This window comes from Pantoea sp. DY-5 (assembly GCF_019795955.1).
Lineage (GTDB): Bacteria > Pseudomonadota > Gammaproteobacteria > Enterobacterales > Enterobacteriaceae > Pantoea > Pantoea leporis.
In genome coordinates this window covers 528825-545927 of the sequence record NZ_JAIMIE010000004.1, presented here as the reverse complement: position 1 = coordinate 545927, position 17103 = coordinate 528825, and the positions used below count along the sequence as shown (strand labels likewise).

At 56.5% G+C, this 17103-nt stretch carries 16 protein-coding genes; 5 read left to right on the top strand and 11 right to left on the bottom strand.

The genetic code is table 11. From position 1 onward, the window contains the following. Positions 1 to 11 precede the first annotated feature (11 nt). A complete protein-coding gene (locus K5Y30_RS16120) occupies positions 12 to 839 on the bottom strand; it encodes a MetQ/NlpA family ABC transporter substrate-binding protein (protein WP_222184850.1) in 828 nt (275 codons plus the stop codon). A 213-nt stretch (positions 840 to 1052) separates the two neighbouring features. Between K5Y30_RS16120 and K5Y30_RS16115 the strand changes: the two genes are divergently transcribed. The 3 genes from K5Y30_RS16115 to K5Y30_RS16105 all read left to right on the top strand — a co-directional run bounded on the left by K5Y30_RS16115 (position 1053) and on the right by K5Y30_RS16105 (position 3997). After that, a complete protein-coding gene (locus K5Y30_RS16115; protein WP_222184848.1) occupies positions 1053 to 1694 on the top strand; it encodes a TetR family transcriptional regulator in 642 nt (213 codons plus the stop codon). 74 nt (positions 1695 to 1768) lie between these two features. Next, a complete protein-coding gene (locus tag K5Y30_RS16110; protein ID WP_222212133.1) occupies positions 1769 to 3151 on the top strand; it encodes a D-arabinono-1,4-lactone oxidase in 1383 nt (460 codons plus the stop codon). An 18-nt stretch (positions 3152 to 3169) separates the two neighbouring features. Further along, the gene (locus tag K5Y30_RS16105; RefSeq protein WP_222212131.1) at positions 3170 to 3997 is read left to right on the top strand and encodes a glycosyltransferase family 8 protein; all 828 of its coding nucleotides are present in this window, start codon (positions 3170 to 3172) and stop codon (positions 3995 to 3997) included. Between the two features lie 83 nt (positions 3998 to 4080). Here K5Y30_RS16105 and tmaR read toward each other — a convergent pair whose 3' ends face one another. The 4 genes from tmaR to dacD all read right to left on the bottom strand — a co-directional run bounded on the left by tmaR (position 4081) and on the right by dacD (position 7624). After that, positions 4081 to 4401 carry a PTS system regulator TmaR gene (gene tmaR / locus K5Y30_RS16100; protein WP_222184843.1) on the bottom strand — a complete coding sequence of 107 codons (321 nt, stop codon included), beginning with the start codon at positions 4399 to 4401 and terminating at the stop codon, positions 4081 to 4083. A 161-nt stretch (positions 4402 to 4562) separates the two neighbouring features. After that, complete coding sequence (locus tag K5Y30_RS16095; protein WP_222184841.1) at positions 4563 to 5621, bottom strand: FUSC family protein; 1059 nt, start codon at positions 5619 to 5621, stop codon at positions 4563 to 4565. Positions 5622 to 5904: 283 nt separating this feature from the next. Then, on the bottom strand, positions 5905 to 6369 hold the full coding sequence (locus K5Y30_RS16090; RefSeq protein WP_222184839.1) for a GyrI-like domain-containing protein: 465 nt from the start codon (positions 6367 to 6369) through the stop codon (positions 5905 to 5907). 88 nt (positions 6370 to 6457) lie between these two features. Next, a complete protein-coding gene (dacD, locus tag K5Y30_RS16085) occupies positions 6458 to 7624 on the bottom strand; it encodes a serine-type D-Ala-D-Ala carboxypeptidase DacD (protein ID WP_222212129.1) in 1167 nt (388 codons plus the stop codon). Positions 7625 to 7824: 200 nt separating this feature from the next. Between dacD and sbcB the strand changes: the two genes are divergently transcribed. Continuing rightward, the gene (gene sbcB, locus K5Y30_RS16080; protein ID WP_110866679.1) at positions 7825 to 9246 is read left to right on the top strand and encodes an exodeoxyribonuclease I; all 1422 of its coding nucleotides are present in this window, start codon (positions 7825 to 7827) and stop codon (positions 9244 to 9246) included. Between the two features lie 97 nt (positions 9247 to 9343). Here the strand turns inward: sbcB and K5Y30_RS16075 are convergent, their stop codons facing one another. The 5 genes from K5Y30_RS16075 to ltnD all read right to left on the bottom strand — a co-directional run bounded on the left by K5Y30_RS16075 (position 9344) and on the right by ltnD (position 14385). Continuing rightward, entirely contained in the window at positions 9344 to 10696 is a 1353-nt protein-coding gene (locus tag K5Y30_RS16075) for a GntP family transporter (protein ID WP_137386087.1), read from the bottom strand. Positions 10697 to 10812: 116 nt separating this feature from the next. Then, complete coding sequence (locus K5Y30_RS16070) at positions 10813 to 11592, bottom strand: HPr family phosphocarrier protein (protein WP_222212127.1); 780 nt, start codon at positions 11590 to 11592, stop codon at positions 10813 to 10815. Further along, positions 11592 to 12218 carry an aldolase gene (locus K5Y30_RS16065; RefSeq protein WP_222212125.1) on the bottom strand — a complete coding sequence of 209 codons (627 nt, stop codon included), beginning with the start codon at positions 12216 to 12218 and terminating at the stop codon, positions 11592 to 11594. Before K5Y30_RS16065 ends, K5Y30_RS16070 begins: the two co-directional genes overlap by 1 nt. Further along, entirely contained in the window at positions 12215 to 13474 is a 1260-nt protein-coding gene (gene otnK / locus K5Y30_RS16060) for a 3-oxo-tetronate kinase (RefSeq protein ID WP_255606674.1), read from the bottom strand. Before otnK ends, K5Y30_RS16065 begins: the two co-directional genes overlap by 4 nt. 5 nt (positions 13475 to 13479) lie before the next feature. Next, positions 13480 to 14385 (bottom strand): L-threonate dehydrogenase, encoded by a 906-nt coding sequence (gene ltnD / locus K5Y30_RS16055; protein ID WP_222212123.1) that lies wholly within the window; start codon positions 14383 to 14385, stop codon positions 13480 to 13482. A gap of 259 nt (positions 14386 to 14644) precedes the next feature. On the opposite strand from ltnD, the gene ygbI reads away from it, so the two are divergent. Next, complete coding sequence (ygbI, locus tag K5Y30_RS16050; RefSeq protein WP_222212121.1) at positions 14645 to 15406, top strand: DNA-binding transcriptional repressor YgbI; 762 nt, start codon at positions 14645 to 14647, stop codon at positions 15404 to 15406. Positions 15407 to 15573: 167 nt separating this feature from the next. Here ygbI and K5Y30_RS16045 read toward each other — a convergent pair whose 3' ends face one another. After that, positions 15574 to 16932, bottom strand: coding sequence for an APC family permease (locus tag K5Y30_RS16045; RefSeq protein WP_101763400.1), 1359 nt, complete (start codon positions 16930 to 16932; stop codon positions 15574 to 15576). Between the last annotated feature and the right edge of the window lie 171 nt (positions 16933 to 17103).

The following is a 17103-nucleotide window of genomic DNA, read 5'->3' as shown; positions in this document are numbered from 1 at the left end:
TTATTCGTTCCTTACCAGGCCGTTTCGCCCGTGCCTTTGTAGACCTTGTCAAACACGGTCTTCACGGCATCGTTCTGATAAGAAGCCACCAGCGTTTTCACCCACGGCGCGCTGACGTTCTCTTTCTTCACCGCAATAAAGTTGTTGTACGGATTATCTTTTACCGGCTCCTGCGCAATGCGGTCTTCTGCGGTCAGGCCACTTTTCAGCGCCCAATCGGTGTTGACGACGGCGGCATCCAGATCAGGAACGGAGCGGCCGATGATGCCGGAATCCAGCTCTTTGATTTTCAGATGATGCGGATTCGAGGTGATATCGGCGGTGGTGGCCGCGATGCCGACGCCCGGCTTCAGCTTGATCAGGCCTTGTTGCTCAAGCAGCACCAGACCGCGCGCTTCGTTAGAGGGATCGTTTGGCACGCCAATCACCGCGCCCTCTTTCAGCGCTTTGGCGCTTTTCACTTTCTTCGAGTAGAGACCAATCGGCCACACGGCGGTATCGCCGACGCGCACGATGTCGTAGTGATTGACCTTGATTTGGTTATTAAGGAACGGCTGATGCTGGAAGGCGTTGGCATCCACTTCGCCGTTTTGCAGCGCTTCGTTCGGCTGGTTGTAATCGTTGAAGATCACGGTTTTCACCGTTAAGCCTTTTGCCGCCGCCTGTTTGATCACTTCGCGCCAGACATCTTCATCCTCGCCGCTCATAATGCCGACTTTTACCGAGGTTTTATCCGCCGCGTGGGCGATGGACAGCGGCGACAGCGCCGCGCTGGCCAGCAGTAAGGCGCCAGCCGTTAACAGGAATTTATTTTTTACTGATGACAGACGTGTGTGCATAAAATGCTTCCTAATCGTTATAATTGCGCGAGTCAAAATAAGCTGTCGTAACGACAGATGACCGCAGTATACGCAGTTGCTTATTCCTGCATTATGATTTATTCAGAAATGCTATTCCTGAAAAGCATAAAGCCGCAGCGCCGCTCGCATCGCCACAAGCGAGAAAATGGCTGTGTTATCCTCTCCCTTTTGATGGACTTGTTACTGAGCGCTATGTCGGACAACACACCTAAACGAAAAAATGACCCTGAAGGGCTGAAGAAACGCATCCTCGCCGGTGCGCTGAAAATGTTCGCCGAGTTTGGTATGCAGGGCGCAAGGCTGGAGCAGATCGCTGAGCACGCGCAAACCACTAAACGCATGGTGGTGTATCACTTTGGCAATAAAGAGCAGCTCTATATTGAGGTGCTGGAGCAGGTGTATCAGGCGATTCGCCAGCATGAAACCGGCCTTAATCTCGCCGAGATGGCACCGGAACTGGCGATGACAAAACTGGTGGAAGCCAGCTTTGATTACCACGTTTCGCACCCGGATTTTATGCGGCTGGTGTGTACCGAAAACCTGCTGCGCGGGCGCTACATCATGCAATCCGAACGCATCAAGGCGCTGAACAAAAGTGCACTCGATGTGCTGGATGACATTCTGACGCGCGGCCAGCAGCAAGGGCTGTTTATGGATGGGCTGGATACCGTGGATGTGCACCGCTTGCTCAGCAGCATTTGTGTGCATCACGTCTCCAATCGCTACACCTTTCACACGCTGTTCACGCCGAACGATAGCGAGGAAGACAGCATCCGTCGCAACCGCCAATTAGCCGTCACCGCCACGCTGCGTTATGTGCGCAAAGCCCCGTAGGCTGCGGCTGCGCGCTGATGGTCTACGCTTTTAAATTTGGGACCGTCACAGACCACAGACTAAGGAACGCCGTAGTGAACAAAGATCCCCACCTTTATCCCTTACGCCATACGCAGAATACCGATCAGGACAGCGCACTGTGGAACTGGGCGCAAAACACGGTGGTTGGTCAGCGTAGTCAGTTACATCAGCCGCAAACTGAAGCGGAGTTGCAACAACTGCTGCGCACCGCCAGCGGCAAAGTGCGCGTGCTGGGCAACCGCTTGTCGCCGGGCCGCATGCTCGGCGTTGATGAGCAGGATTTGCTGCTGGATCTCAGCGCGTTCAACGGCATGCTTGCGCAAGACGAAGACAGCGTCACCTTTGCCGCCGGCACGCCGCTGGAACAGGTTTACAGCACCTTAACCGAGATGGATCGCATGCTGGCCTCGTCGCCGGGCGTGATTGCGGTGCAGACGCTGGCGGGCGCAATGGCCACCGGCACGCACGGCCAGGGTTTAGCACAAAGCTCCATCGCCGATGAAGCGCTGCGCATCCGCATGGTGTTGGCTGACGGCAGCGTGCGTGAATTTGTACGCGGTGAGCCCGATTTCGCTGCCGCACAGGTTTCGCTCGGCACCCTGGGCATTGTGACGGCCGTAACGCTGCGCACCCGCCCTTTCCGCCTGTTCACCTGCCACAAATTCGCCGTCTCTGCCGATACGCTGGAGAACGATCTGATCGAATGGAATCAGCAGTATGAGATGAGCAAAGCCTGGTGGTTTGTCGATGACAACCTGATGCACGTGTGGAACGCGCATGAAGCCAGCGCTGAAGAGTCGCAAGCGTGGCACGCCAATCAGCGCGAGGTGATTGAGCATGGCGATGACACCGACAGCAGCCTGAATGACACCATCGACCAGACGCTGGCGCAGATGCATCGCGATACGCAGATTCACGGCAAAGGCGGCAAACAGTTCCGCACCGTGACGCGCTTCCGCGATTTCACCGACATCAGCGGCGATATCTATCAGCTGTTTTGTCGCGGCATTGCCGTGCCGCAGATCAATGTCGAGATCGGCGTGCCGCTGGAGAAAACGCCGCAGATTATCAGCAAGATCAAAGCCTGGTACGCCGAGAATCATCCGCATATGCACTATCCGATTATTCTGCGCTGTACCGGTGCGTCTGAAGCCTGGCTCAGCCCGGCATATCAGCACGCCACCTGCTTCTTTGGCTTTGTGGTCTATTACGCCGATGACGGTTCGCTGTCGCAGGATGGCCTGCATTTTCTCACCGAAGTCGAGAAGCTGCTGGCGGCCGAAGGCGGTCGTCCGCACTGGGGCAAATATTACGATCCGCAGCGCTATCAGTGGCGCGATATCTATCCGCAGTGGGACGCTTTCCGCGCGGTGCGCAACCAGCTCGATCCACAACGCCGTTTTAGCAATGACTATGTCACTGCTTTGTTTGATTAAGTTTGAAGGGGAGAAACCATGTTTGCATGGGTAACGCTGTTAACGCAGCCGGACTATTTTATTGGCGTGAAGGCGCTGCACCGCTCGCTGAAACGCAGTGAAACCCGCTGGCCGCTGATTGTGATGGTCACCGACGCCATCGATCTGGAGACGCGTGAAGCGTTGCAGGCGCTGGGCTGCGTGATCCATCCGGTGGAGCCGCTGATGCCGAATGCCGAACTGGAGCAGCATTACGCTTCGGCGCAGTTCGGTGAAGTGTGGAGCAAGCTGCGCGCGTGGGAGCTGGTTGATTGTGAGCGCGTGGTATTTCTCGATGCCGATATGCTGGTGCTGCGCAATATGGATGAGCTGTTTACGCTCGATCTGGGCGAGCATGCGCTGGCAGCATGCCACGCCTGCCGCTGCAACCCCAACAAGATCGCCAGTTATCCTGTCAGCTGGCAGCCAGAGAATTGCCACTATACCTGGCAGGATCGCGGCGAATCGGCACCGTCTACGCTCGATCGCTACCTGAACGGCGGCTTCCTGGTGTTGAAGCCGGATTTGGCGGTGTTTGCGTGGCTGCAGGAGAAAGTGGCGGGCATTACCGATCTGCGCCGCTATCCGTTCTCCGAGCAGGATTTGCTTAATGAAGTGTTCGAGGATCGCTGGCTGCCGCTTTCGTACAAATACAATGCGCTAAAAACCTTGCCGTTCCAGCACAGTAAAATGTGGCGCGAAGATGAAGTGAAGAATCTGCACTTTATTCTGGCGAAACCGTGGAAACGCGACTTGAATCAGCCCGAGTCCGAACGCGACCGCTACTACGCGCTGGATAAGCTGTGGTGGGAGTTGGCGGCGGAATAAAAAAACAGCGCGATTCGTCGCGCTGTTTCATATGGATTGCGCATTGCTGCGCGCCTGGTCGCCATTATTGGCGACCCTACGATTTAATGCGCTTTTGGCTCGCCCATCGCTTTCAACTTCTTCGACAGCTCGCGACGCTCTTTGGAGAGGTCAGCGTTTTTGATGATGTACTCATCAACGCGGTCTTCATAGTCCACACGCATGCTGGCGATAATTTCCTGCACCGCCTCGATGCTCATGCCGGGTTTGATGTATTCACTCAGGTTGTCCAGCAGCAGCACACGTTTCTGGTTATCACGGACTTTCTTCTCGTTATCCACGATTTCGCGCTGCAGTTTGTTTTTACGACGGAACATACGCACAAACTCCAGTACGTCCTGAAATGATTGCTTGGCATTTTCCATGTTGGCACCTTTCTTGAGGCCTGCGTCGGCAGGCGGAATAGTCATAACGTTTAGCTTAGCGGTTTGGCCGCCAGGGTTGCAATTCTCACCGCTAAATTCGGACTGGCGCTTATCTTAGCGCAAAGAAAGGGTGATTCACATTAAGTCCTTGCCTGAGAAAACTATTTACGCAGCGCCAGACGCACTAAATCGGTCATACGCTCCAGCTGACGCGCCTGTTCGAGGCTCAACCAGACGTAGCCGTAAATCGCCGTGGTTTCGGAACGTCCGCTGCGATTAGCAATCAGCTGCTCCAGTTCCTGGGTGATCTCTTCCAGCGCGTGGCTGTTGGCGGTGATCTGCTCGGTTTCGCCTTTCACCATCAGCGTTGCCAGCGCATTCAACGTGTCTTCCGTCATCTGCTGGGTGCGGCGCAGCGTGGGCGCGTTAAGCATAATCAAGTGGCTTTCACGCGACGACCACCATGCATCAATCTGCATCTGCATGGTGTTGACCAGATTGCGATTGATGGTTTGGATCGCCTCAAACACCGATTTCGGAATGCGCGTCTCTTTACTCGCCGGCTCCAGCAACGCGCGCATTTTGATCACGCTACTCAGCAATTTCTGAAAAGGTTTATTCAGCCGCGGTTTCTCCAGCAAATTGGCGGAGAAGCCGGTGTGATGCAGTTTGGCCATGGCGATAAACGCATCCGATAACTGGATGCGCCAATGCGTATAGGCTCGCTGCGCCCAGATGGCGCTAAACAGCAGCGCCATCAGTGAACCGAGAATCACATCGCCACCGCGCCACATGGCGATGGTGAAATCCCCGGCCGGTGCGCCAACCACCACGCCGAGCGTGATGCCAATCAGCAGCGCCATGTAGGGATGTTTTCCCAGCGTCAGATAGCCGCAGACCACCATCACTACGGCGCACCACACCAGCATCACCGGCAGTGAAAACAGCTCAAGCTTGAGCGCGATCAGACCAGAAATCAGTCCGGCAAAGGTGCCGCTTATACGCTGCACCACGCGCGGCAGCACGTTGCCCCAAGTGGAAATCGGCCCCATCACCACCACCAGCGTAATCAGCGGCCAGGTGCCTTCGGGAATGTCGGTGAGCCGCACAAACAGGAAACACAGCACAAAAGCGATAGCGATGCGCACGCCGTGCACGGCGCGATAGTGGCGGTAGAACCAGAACTCAATCTGCGAGATGGGCTTGTCAGCGCGTAACATGGTTGTCCGGGAACGCTAAAAATTTGCGCGCTATGTTACCCTGGCGACGACTGCATCATTAGGGTAGAACGCAATTTTTTTTCGTCTTTTGCTGAAATACAACATGGGCGCTACATCTGATTTTCCCAATGGAAACATTGATGTAACGCATACAGTTTTGTGCGGGCATTGAAAAAGGTCGCCATGAATGGCGACCCTACGGATGCGGAGCTGTATGTTCGTCATTCATGGTGAATCGACGGGTGCGGTTTTGTAGGGTCGCCATTTATGGTGACCGCGAAATTTATTCAGCCGCACGTACCGGGATATACATATCCACCAGCCAGTTACCGCTCTCGGATCCATCAGAAAGGTAATGCTCAAAGCACGGACGATTGTCGACTTGCCAGCCGCCCTGCGCGTTTAAGCTATCAAACAAACTGTGCCACGCGCCGAAGAAATCGTTGTTGAGCACTTCAACGCGCGCATGAAAATAGCGGCCGCCCGGCAATAACCCTTTTTCGATATCGTCGCCCGCCGCTGGAATCACATCCTCTGGCGCGGTAATCACCGTTTCCACGCGCAGCTCTTCAGGCGGCAGCTCCTGCGGATTGCCGTAATAGATCGCCAGCCATTCACCTCCAGCGTGGTGCTCGCTCACCCAGCGTTTCAGCTGGTTAAAGCCGCGCGGCACGGTTTCCTGCCACGGACCTTGCAAATGGTAACCGAGCCAGCTTTGCGGATTACGTTCAACAATCGATGCTTTCATACCTTGCCTCTTGTCAGTAGCAGAAACAGCGATTGTGCCATCACCGCCGCATAACGGCGACGATGATGACGCTGAAATACGCGGCGGATTACAGTTTCTGTTTTACGTAATCGCTGATGCGCGTAATGATGCCTGCCTCTTCCACCGCTTGCAGCGCGTAGAGCGGATAGCTGGCCAGCTGCTTATCTTTGTCCATCACCTGAATTTCGCCAATCTGCTCGCCCGCTTTCAGCGGCGCTTCCAGATCTTTGCGATCGATAACGTATTTCGCCATCACGTTGGCCACTTCGGTGCGCGGCAGCGACAGATAGATATCCTGCGTGGTGCCGACATCGACCTTATGCGGATTGCCGTACCAGACGTTTTCGCTACCGATTTTTTTGCCTGCGTGGAACAGTTGCACGGTATCAAAGCTGTTTTGGCCCCACACCAGCAGCTTGCGCGCCTGATCTTCACGCCCTTTCGGGCTCTTGCCGCCCATGATCACCGCAATCAAGCGATGACGTCCGACGACGTTAGAGGCGATGATGTTAAAACCGGCGCTTTCGGTGTGGCCGGTTTTCAGACCATCGACGTGCAGATTTTGATCCCACAGCAAGCCGTTGCGGTTGTTCTGGGTGATGCCATTCCACGTCAGGGTTTTCTCACCGTACATGGCGTAGAAATCGGGCTCGCCGCTGATGATGGCGCGCGACAGCACCGCCAGATCGCGTGCGGTGGTGTGCTGGCCCGGCGCGTCGAGGCCGTGCACGGTTTCAAAATGGGTGTGCGACAGGCCGAGTTTCTGCACGTAGCTGTTCATCATGGTGACGAAGCTGCTTTCGCTGCCGGCCACGTGATCCGCCAGCGCTACGCAGGCATCGTTACCGGAATCGATGATCACGCCGCGCATAAGGTCGCGCACCGTGACCTGATCGCCCGGCTTGAGGAACATCAGCGACGAGCCTTTGAACACCGGATTTCCCGCGCCCCACGCATCTTTGCCGATGGTGACTTTGTCATCGCGGCTGATTTTATTCTGATCGATAGCGCGATCAACAACATAGCCGGTCATCAGTTTGGTCAGGCTGGCCGGGTTACGCTCTTCATCCGGATTGCCGGCAGTGAGAATTTGTCCGGTGGTGGCGTCCATCAACACCCACGAAGCCGCATCAATCGGCGGGGGCGTCAGGGGAAACGGCATGCTGTCGTCAGCCTGCGCCAGCGATGCCCAAACAATCATTCCAGATACAGTTACCAGCAGACGCCTTTTCAACACTTTTCCTCAAAATCAAAAAATGAATTTACCGCCGCACGTTTTACGGCAAATAGCGCTTACAGATCTGAATAAATTGAAAAAAAGTATGAACTGCGCATAAATGCTGCGCGCCCGCTCGCAGTGAGGATGATCGAGGTTGTACTGCTACCAAGGGACGACTATCCTGTGCGTTGATTCTCCATTGCCAGGATAACGCCGTGCCCGCCTCTGAGTTCACCTTCTTATTCCACGATTATGAAACCTTCGGTAAAAGCCCGTCGCTGGACCGTCCGGCGCAGTTCGCGGGCCTGCGCACCGATAAAGAATTCAATGCAGTAGGTGAACCGCAGGTATTTTATTGCCAGCCAGCCGACGATTATCTGCCGCAGCCGGAAGCGGTGATGATCACCGGCATTACGCCGCAAACCGCCAAAGCGCGCGGCGTGACCGAGGCAGCGTTTGCCGAACGCATTCACGGCCTGTTTAGCGAGCCGCAAACCTGTGTGATTGGTTACAACAATGTGCGTTTTGATGATGAAGTGACGCGCAATATCTTCTATCGCAACTTCTTCGATCCGTATGGCTGGAGCTGGCAGAACGGCAATTCGCGCTGGGATTTACTCGATGTGATGCGCGCCTGCTACGCGCTGCGTCCGGAAGGCATTGAGTGGCCGGAGAATGACGATGGCTTCCCCAGCTTCAAGCTGGAGCATCTCACTAAGGCCAACGGCGTGGCGCACGAACAGGCGCACGATGCGATGTCCGACGTTTATGCCACGCTGGCGATGGCGAAACTGGTGCAAGAGAAGCAGCCGAAGCTGTTTGAGTTTCTGTTTACCCATCGCAACAAACAGAAACTGATGACGCTGATTGATATCCCGCAGATGAAACCGCTGGTGCACGTCTCCGGCATGTTCGGCGCGGCGCGCGGTAACACCAGCTGGATTGTGCCGCTGGCGTGGCATCCGGATAACCGTAACGCGCTGATTGTCGCCGATTTGGCCGGTGATATGTCGCCGCTGCTGACGCTGGAATCTGACGAACTGCGCGAGCGTTTATATACCCGCCACAGCGATTTGGGCGATCTGCCTGCGGTGCCGATCAAGCTGGTGCACATTAATAAGTGTCCCGTGCTGGCGCCCGCCAGCACGCTGCGTCCGGAAGATGCCGCGCGCCTAAACATCGATCGTCAGCAGTGCCTCGCTAATCTCAAGCTGCTGCGTGACCACGCGGAAGTGCGTGAGAAAGTGGTGGCGCTGTTTGCCGACGCCGAGCCGTTTACCCCGTCAGATGATGTTGACGCGCAGTTGTATGACGGTTTCTTTAGCGATGCCGATCGCGCTGGCATGAATATCATCCGCCAGACGCCGCCGCAAAATTTACCGGCGCTGGATTTGACCTTCGACGATAAGCGCATTGCTAAACTGCTGTTCCGCTACCGTGCGCGCAACTTCCCTGGCACCCTGGATGACGCCGAACAGCAGCGCTGGTTGCAGCATCGCCGCGAAGCGCTGAATGCCGAGCGCGTGCAGGCGTTCTTGCTGGAGCTGGAGTCGCTGGCGAGTTTGCATGAGGGGAATACGGAGAAGATGGCGCAGCTGAAGGCGCTGTATTTGTATGCGCAGGAGTTGGTGTCTTAGTCCTCTGCGGATGTTGATTGAGGTCGCCATGAATGGCGACCCTACGGATTGAGAGAGTTGGTTTTTGTAGGGTCGCCATTTATGGCGACCTGAAAACCTAAATCATCCCCCACACCAGCCACGTCAGTGCAAAACCACTCAGCCCCATCACCGTAGTCAACACCGTCCAGGTTTTCAGGCCATCGGCCACCGACAAGCCCAGATAGCGCGTCACTACCCAGAAGCCCGCATCATTGACGTGCGACAAACCTAACCCACCGAAACAGGCCGCCAGCGTCACCAGCACACGCTGCATATCCGTTACATCGCCCACCGCCTGGCTCAGCAAACCGCTGGTGGTCAGAATCGCCACCGTCGCCGATCCCTGCGAAGCGCGCAGCGCCAGCGACAGAATAAAGGCCGCCGGAACTAATGGCAGATGCAAGGTTTCCAGCGTCAACGCCAGCGCTTTGCCCACTCCCGATTCCACCAGCACCTTACCAAACGCGCCGCCCGCGCCCGCGACCAAAATCACGCTGGCGGAGCTGGGAATCGCGCGTCCGGTGAGATCTTCCAGTTTCTCTTTGCTCCAGCCGCGACGCACGCCGAGCAGCCACGCCGCCAGTCCCAGCGCAATCAGCAGCGCAATGGCTGGCGTACCGATCACCGTCATCACCGCACGCAGCGTGCTGCCTTCAGCCAGTGTGGTATGCGCAACGGTGCCCATGACGATCAACAGAATCGGCACAACAATCAGACCGGTAATAGTCAGCGCACCCGGCGCTGGCGCGTCGTTCTTCGGCTTGCCTTCCGGCTTCGCCAGCTGCAGCTGCTCCAGCACATCAACGGAAAGATGATATTGGCGCAGGTTCATCGCTTTCGCGACGTAATAACCGACGATACCCACCGGAATCGAGATCAGGATACCGAGCATCATCAGCCAGCCCATATCAGTGTGCAGAATGCCCGCTGCTGCCGCCGCACCGGGATGGGTTGGCAGCGCCACATGCACCGTCAGCATCACGCCCGCCATCGGCAAGCCAAACTTCAGCGGTGACACGCGCGCCACTTTGGTGAAGCCATAAATTAGCGGAATCACGATGATGAAGCCGACCTCGAAGAACACCGGAATGCCGAGGATAAACGCCGCCATGGTCAGCGCCGCCACGGTACGCTTGATGCCCAGCGATTTACTGAAGCGTTGCGCCAGCGACTCCGCACCGCCGGAAGCTTCAATCACTGCGCCGAGCATCGCCCCCAGCACGATGATGATGGTGATATGCCCCAGCAAGTTCCCCATCCCGCTAAAGATGGTTTCCATGATTTTGTCGGCTGGAATGCCGGTAGCAATCGCCACCAGCAAGCTGACAATCAGCAGCGCCACAAAGGGGTGTACTTTGGTTTTAATCACCAGCAACAGCAAAATCACGATGCTGGCGGTAGCGATAGCTAACAACAACGCGGTTGACATGATAATCCTCTATTTTATAAGTATTTTTAGGGTACAGCTTTCTCTGGTATTGGCAGATTCAGATATGACTAACCCAACACAGCGGACATGCCGCTGCGTTGGCGATAAATCAGTGGTTATTCAGCGTAAGGCGCGAACCAGCCGAGGCCCGCCTCAGTGCGGCCGCGCGGGATATATTCACATCCCACCCAACCGTCGTAACCCACTTCATCCAGCAGGTTGAACAGATAGGAATAGTTGATCTCGCCTTCATCCGGCTCGTGGCGATGCGGCGCAGAGGCGATCTGGATATGGCGATAACGACCAGCGTATTCACGAATCAGATGCGTCAGATTGCCGTCCACCAACTGCGCATGGAACAGATCGAGCTGGGTAAAGACGTTGGCACGATCGATACGCGCCATCATCGCCAGCGTCTGATACTGGCTGGCGTAGAGATAATTCGGCTTAGTGACTGGATTAAGTGCTTCCAGCAGCAGGCGAATACCGTGCGGCGCAAAACGCTCGGCGGCATAGTGCATGTTACGCACGAAAGTCTCTTCATAGGCTGCACGATCGGCACCGTTTGGCACCGTTGCCGCCATCACATGCACCTGCTGGCAGTTGAGCGCCAGCGCATACTCCAGCGCCCGATCGATATCGGCACGCGCTTCCTGTTCACGGCCCGGAATGGCGGAAACGCCCCACTCGCCCGCCTGCACGTTGCCTGCGGCGGTGTTGAACAGCACCAGTTCCAGCTGATGTTTTTCCAGCTCGGCTTTAATCACCTCGGCCGGAAAGTCATACGGGAACAGGAATTCAACGGCGCGAAAACCGGCATTGGCCGCGGCGGCAAAGCGTTCAATAAACGGCAGCTCACCGAACTGCGTAGATAAATTGGCTGCAAACTTAGGCATTAAATATTCCTCAATTCCGCGACTTCGCTATCGGTCAGATAACGAATCGAGCGGTCGCCGAGCGTAAACATCAGGCGCGCGGTCTCTTCCAGTTCTTCGGTGTTATTGGCGGCTTCGCGCAGGGATTTGCCCACCACCACCGGACCGTGATTGGCCAGCAGGAAGGCGTTATAGCGCGAGGCCAGATTGGCCAGATCGTCGGCCAGGCGCTGATCGCCGGGCTTGTAATACGGCACCACCGGCACATCACCGACGCGCATCACCACGTACGGCGTGAACGGACGGATACAGTTTTCGCTGTCGAGATCGTTCAGGCAGGAGAGCGCCGTCAAATAGTGGCTGTGCAGATGCACCACCGCTTTGCACTCGGGATTGTTCAGGTAGAGCGCGCGGTGAAAAGCCACCTCTTTCGACGGCTTGTCGCCGGAGATCCATTCACCCTGAATCGTCACTTTCGACAGGCGATCGGCCTGCAGTTCGCCAAGGCAGGAGCCGGTTGGCGTCGCCAGCAAGTTGCCGTCCTCCAGCAGCAGCGACAAATTGCCCGCTGAACCGGTGGCGTAACCGCGCTGAAAGAAGGACGCGCCGAGCTGCACCATTTCTTCCCGTGCTTGTTGTTCCGTCATGCTGAAAACTCCTGTTGTGCGCGGGCAAAGAACTGTTCGTCGCCAAAGTTGCCTGATTTCAGCGCCAGCGACAGCGGCTGATGGATATCGCGCACCCACGGCACGCCCGGCGAAATCATCGGGCCAATGTGGAATGCGGTAACGCCAAGGTTTTGTGCCACCACGCCCGAGGTTTCACCGCCGGCGACGATAAAGCGCTGCCAGCCGCGGGTTTTCAGCTCACGCGTTACGGCAGCAAACAGCTGCTCAACCGCTTCACTGCTGCGCGCCGCGCCGTATTGCTGCTGAATGGCTTGCAGCTGCTGGGCATCGGCGGTAGCAAACAGCAAAGGTGCCAGTTCGGACTGATGATTGGCTTCCACCCAGTCACAGAGCTCCTGTGCATAGCTTTCGACATTGTCGAGGCAGCGCTCCACCAACACTTCGTGCGATGGCGCTTGCTGACGATACGCCTGCACCTGACGGTTGGTCATTTGCGAGCAGGATCCCGAAATCACTACCGCGCGATCGCCTTGTGGACGTCCCGCTTGTTCAGCATCGCTGTTCTGCTGCTGCGTCGCCCAGGCGCGGGCGATACCGATCGCCAGGCCTGAACCGCCGGTCACCAGGCGCGTCTCTTTCAGCGCTTCGCCCTGCGTCAGCAGATGCTGCTCGTGCAGCGCATCCAGCACCACATAGTTGATGCCCTGTGCTTTCAGGGTATCCAGCTGCGCACGCACCGCATCAGCTCCTTGATCGAGCTGCGCGGCGTTGATCACCGCGGCCTGGCCTTTGGCCTGACGCGTCATCAAACGCACCAGATTGCTGTCGGTCATTGGCGTTACCGGATGATGACGCATGCCCGATTCGGACAGCAGCTGATCGGCGACAAACAGATAACCCTGATACACCGTGCGACCGTTAACCGGCAGCGACGGCGAGATCACCGTTTGCGTTTCGCCCAACGCTGCCAGCAGCGCATCGGTCACCGGACCGATGTTGCCCTGCTCGGTGCTGTCAAAGGTGGAGCAATATTTGAAATAGAAACGATCGCAGCCCTGCTGTTGCAGCCACTGCAGCGCCGCCAGCGACTGATCGATCGCCTGCTGCGCCGGGCATGATCGCGACTTCAGGCTGATAACAATCGCCTGCGCGCTCAGCGCGTCATGACTTTCCGGCACGCCGTTGAACTGGATGGTCGGCAAACCGTTCTGCACCAGAAAACTGGCGATGTCGGTTGCGCCGGTAAAATCGTCTGCAATAACGCCTAAACGCATGATTATTACTCCTTCGCCTGCGGCAGCGTGATGCCGCTGAAGATTTTGATCACTGCGCTGTCATCTTCACGACCGTGGCCGGCGTTGCTGGCTTCGGTAAACATATTGAGCGCAGTAGAAGCCAGCGGCAGCGGGAAGTGCAGCGACTTGGCGGTATCCGCCACCAGATTGAGATCTTTAACGAAGATATCGACCGCTGATTTCGGCGAGTAATCGCCATCCACCACGTGACGCATGCGGTTCTCGAACATCCATGAGTTACCGGCGGCGTTGGTGACCACGTCATACATGGTGTCGAGCGGGATTCCAGCGCGCGCGGCCAGCGCCATCGCTTCAGCGCCCACAGCAATGTGCACGCCCGCCAGCAACTGGTGAATGATTTTTACGGTTGAGCCGAGACCGATTTCGCTGCCCACGCGATAGACTTTCGCCGCCACCGCATCCAGCACAGGCTTGAGCAGGGCAAAAGCTTCATCGCTGCCGGACGCCATTACCGTCATCTCGCCAACTGCGGCTTTGGCTGCGCCGCCGGAAACCGGTGCATCCAGCATCAGCAACTGATGCTGCGCCAGCTGTTGTTCAATCGCCTGCGCATCCTGTGAAGAGATGGTAGAAGAGACCATGACCACGGTGCCGGGCTTGAGCTGCGCCGCCACGCCGTTTTCACCGAACAGGATTGCTTTAACCTGCGCGGCATTCACCACAAGCAGCAGCACCGCATCGAGTTCAGCGGCAAAGCGGGCAGCGGAGGTTTGCGCATCACGTGCACCGGCCTGACGCAGGGTTTCCAGCGCCTGCGGATTGAGATCAACACCCCAGGTATTTAATCCTGCACGGATGCAAGACTGCGCTGCACCCATGCCCATGGAACCTAAACCAATCACGCCGATGTTATTCACGGTTGCTGACATAGCAAACCTCCATTGTTAATTTAAGTGATAATTTGTTCATTGGTGTTAAGTCTGCCGCAGTCAGTGGCGAATAAACGTGCGTGATATCACAAAAATTAACTTATCCGCTCAATGATTAACATGGATTCACAGCCGGAGGTGAGCGCTTCGAAGTCAGTCCAGATGGGATTTCTGCTTAGATTACGGCAAGATAAATTGTGCTGCGGGCTGTGAATCGATGATCTACAATGTGAAAAAATGATAATTCAGGGAGAGCATTGTGATTCCGGTTGAACGTCATCAACAAATTTTAGCGCTGGTTGGCGAACGCGGCGTGGTTAGCATTGCCGAGCTTACTGAGCGCTTGGGTGTGTCGCATATGACGATTCGTCGCGATGTGCAGAAGCTGGAAGAGCAAGGCGCGGTGCTGTCTGTCTCGGGCGGCGTGCGCTCGGCGGATCGTCTGGCGGCGGAGCCGTCGCATCTGGCGAAAACCAATATGTACAGCGGCGAGAAGATGGCGATTGGGCAGTATGCCGCGCGTCATATTCCGCGTAATAGCTGCATTTATCTCGATGCCGGCACTACCACACTGGCGCTGGCGCGCGAGTTGCTTGAGCGTGATGACTTGCTGGTGGTGACCAACGATTTCGTGATTGCGCGCCTGCTGATGGAGAGCAGCGGCTGCAAGTTGATTCACACCGGCGGTACGGTATGTCGTGAGAACCGTTCCAGCGTCGGTGAAGCGGCAGCCAGAAGTTTGCGCCAGCTGGCGATCGATATCGCGTTTATCTCCGCGTCCTGCTGGGGCCCGCGCGGGCTGTTTACGCCGGATGAGGATAAGGTGCCGGTGAAGCTGGCGGCGAGCGATGTGAGTAGTAAGCGCGTGTTGTTAAGCGACAGTTCGAAGTACAACAAGATTGCGACGCATCTGGCGTTGCCGCTGGAGCGGTTTGATACCTTGATTACCGATGCGGGGTTGAGTAAAGCGGGACGCGAGGCGTTAGGTGCGGGGCGTTGGGAGTTGGTGTTGGCGGGATAGTGCGTGCTGTCCCTTCGGTCGGTGCTCGCTGTCCCCTATCCCGGCCTTCCCCCGCAAGCGGGGGAAGGAGACGCTGCAACATGCAGCTTCAGAACTCACATATGGCAGCATCTTCCTCCCCCATTTATGGGGGAGGAGCGAGGAGGGGGACAGCGACGTCGATCAAATCACACTTCTTCGCTGAACTGCGGAACCGGGTTGCGGAAGGTGCGGGTCACAAAGGCGAGGTAAATAATACCAATCGCTGCCCACACCAGGCCGAGCACCATGGAGGTCTCTTCCAGATTAATCCACAACGCACCCACCGTCAGGGCACCCATTACCGGCAGCACCAGATAGTTGATGTGATCTTTCAGCGTCTTGTTACGCTTCTCACGGATCCAGAACTGCGCAATCACCGACAGGTTCACAAAGGTGAACGCCACCAGCGCACCGAAGTTAATCAGCGCAGTTGCGGTTACCAGGTCGAAGTTGATCGCCATCAGCGCGACCGCACCCACCAGCAGCACGTTCAGTGACGGCGTGCGGTATTTCGGGTGCACGAAGCCAAAGAAACGCTGCGGGAACACGCCATCGCGGCCCATCACGTACATCAGACGTGAAACGCCTGCGTGCGCGGCCATACCGGATGCCAGCACCGTCACCACCGAGAAGATCAGGATGCCAATTTGCAGCGCTTTACCCGCCACGAACAGCATGATCTCTGGCTGTGAAGAGTCCGGATTCTGGAAACGCGAGATGTCCGGGAAGTACAGCTGCAGGAAGTAAGAAACACCGATAAAGATCACACCACCAATCAGCGCGGTGAGGAAAATCGCGCGCGGGATCGTGCGTTCAGCATCTTTGGTCTCTTCTGACAGCGAACTGATACCGTCAAAGCCAAGGAACGAGAAGCAGAGAATAGTCGCACCGGTAATCATCGGGACTACGTGCGCATTCTCGGACCAGAACGGTCTGCTGCTGGTCAATGTCCCCTCGCCAACACCGTGTGCCACACCGTAAACCACCATGCCGGTAATCACTACCATCACTACCACCTGCAGCACCACGATCACGCTGTTGAAGTTGGCAACGGTTTTGATTCCACGCAGGTTGGAGATGGTCATAAAGGCCACCAGCAGCACCACGAAAATCCACGACGGAATGCCCGGCACCAGCGTCTCAAAGTAGCTTTTCGCCAGCAGGATGTTGATCATCGGCATGAACAAGTAGTCCAGCAGTGATGACCAGCCAACCATAAAGCCGACGTGCGGACTGATTGCCTTCTGAGCATAGGTGTAAGCGGAGCCCGCAGATGGGAAGCGGCGTACCAGCTTGCCGTAGCTCACGGCAGTAAACAGAATCGCGATCAGGGCGAAAGCATAAGCGGTGGCGACGTGGCCGTCGGTCAATCCAGACACGATACCGAAAGTATCAAACAGGGTCATTGGCTGCATATACGCCAGGCCCATCATGACAACCGGGATCAGGGTCAGAGATTTTTTCAGGTGTGCACGCTGAGGTGCGGCAGAGGTGTTAAGCGACATTGTTCAGGCCCCCGCAGACGACAACCGCGATCGGTTGGGCTACAGGGCTACTGCGCAATTTGCTGCAGTGAGAAGTGATATTAGTGTTTACGATTGTCGCGGCGCCGTAGTCATCACGGAAGCGAGAACCAGCCTGCGCTGGTGCAATGTTAAACAGTCCCATCTTTGTTT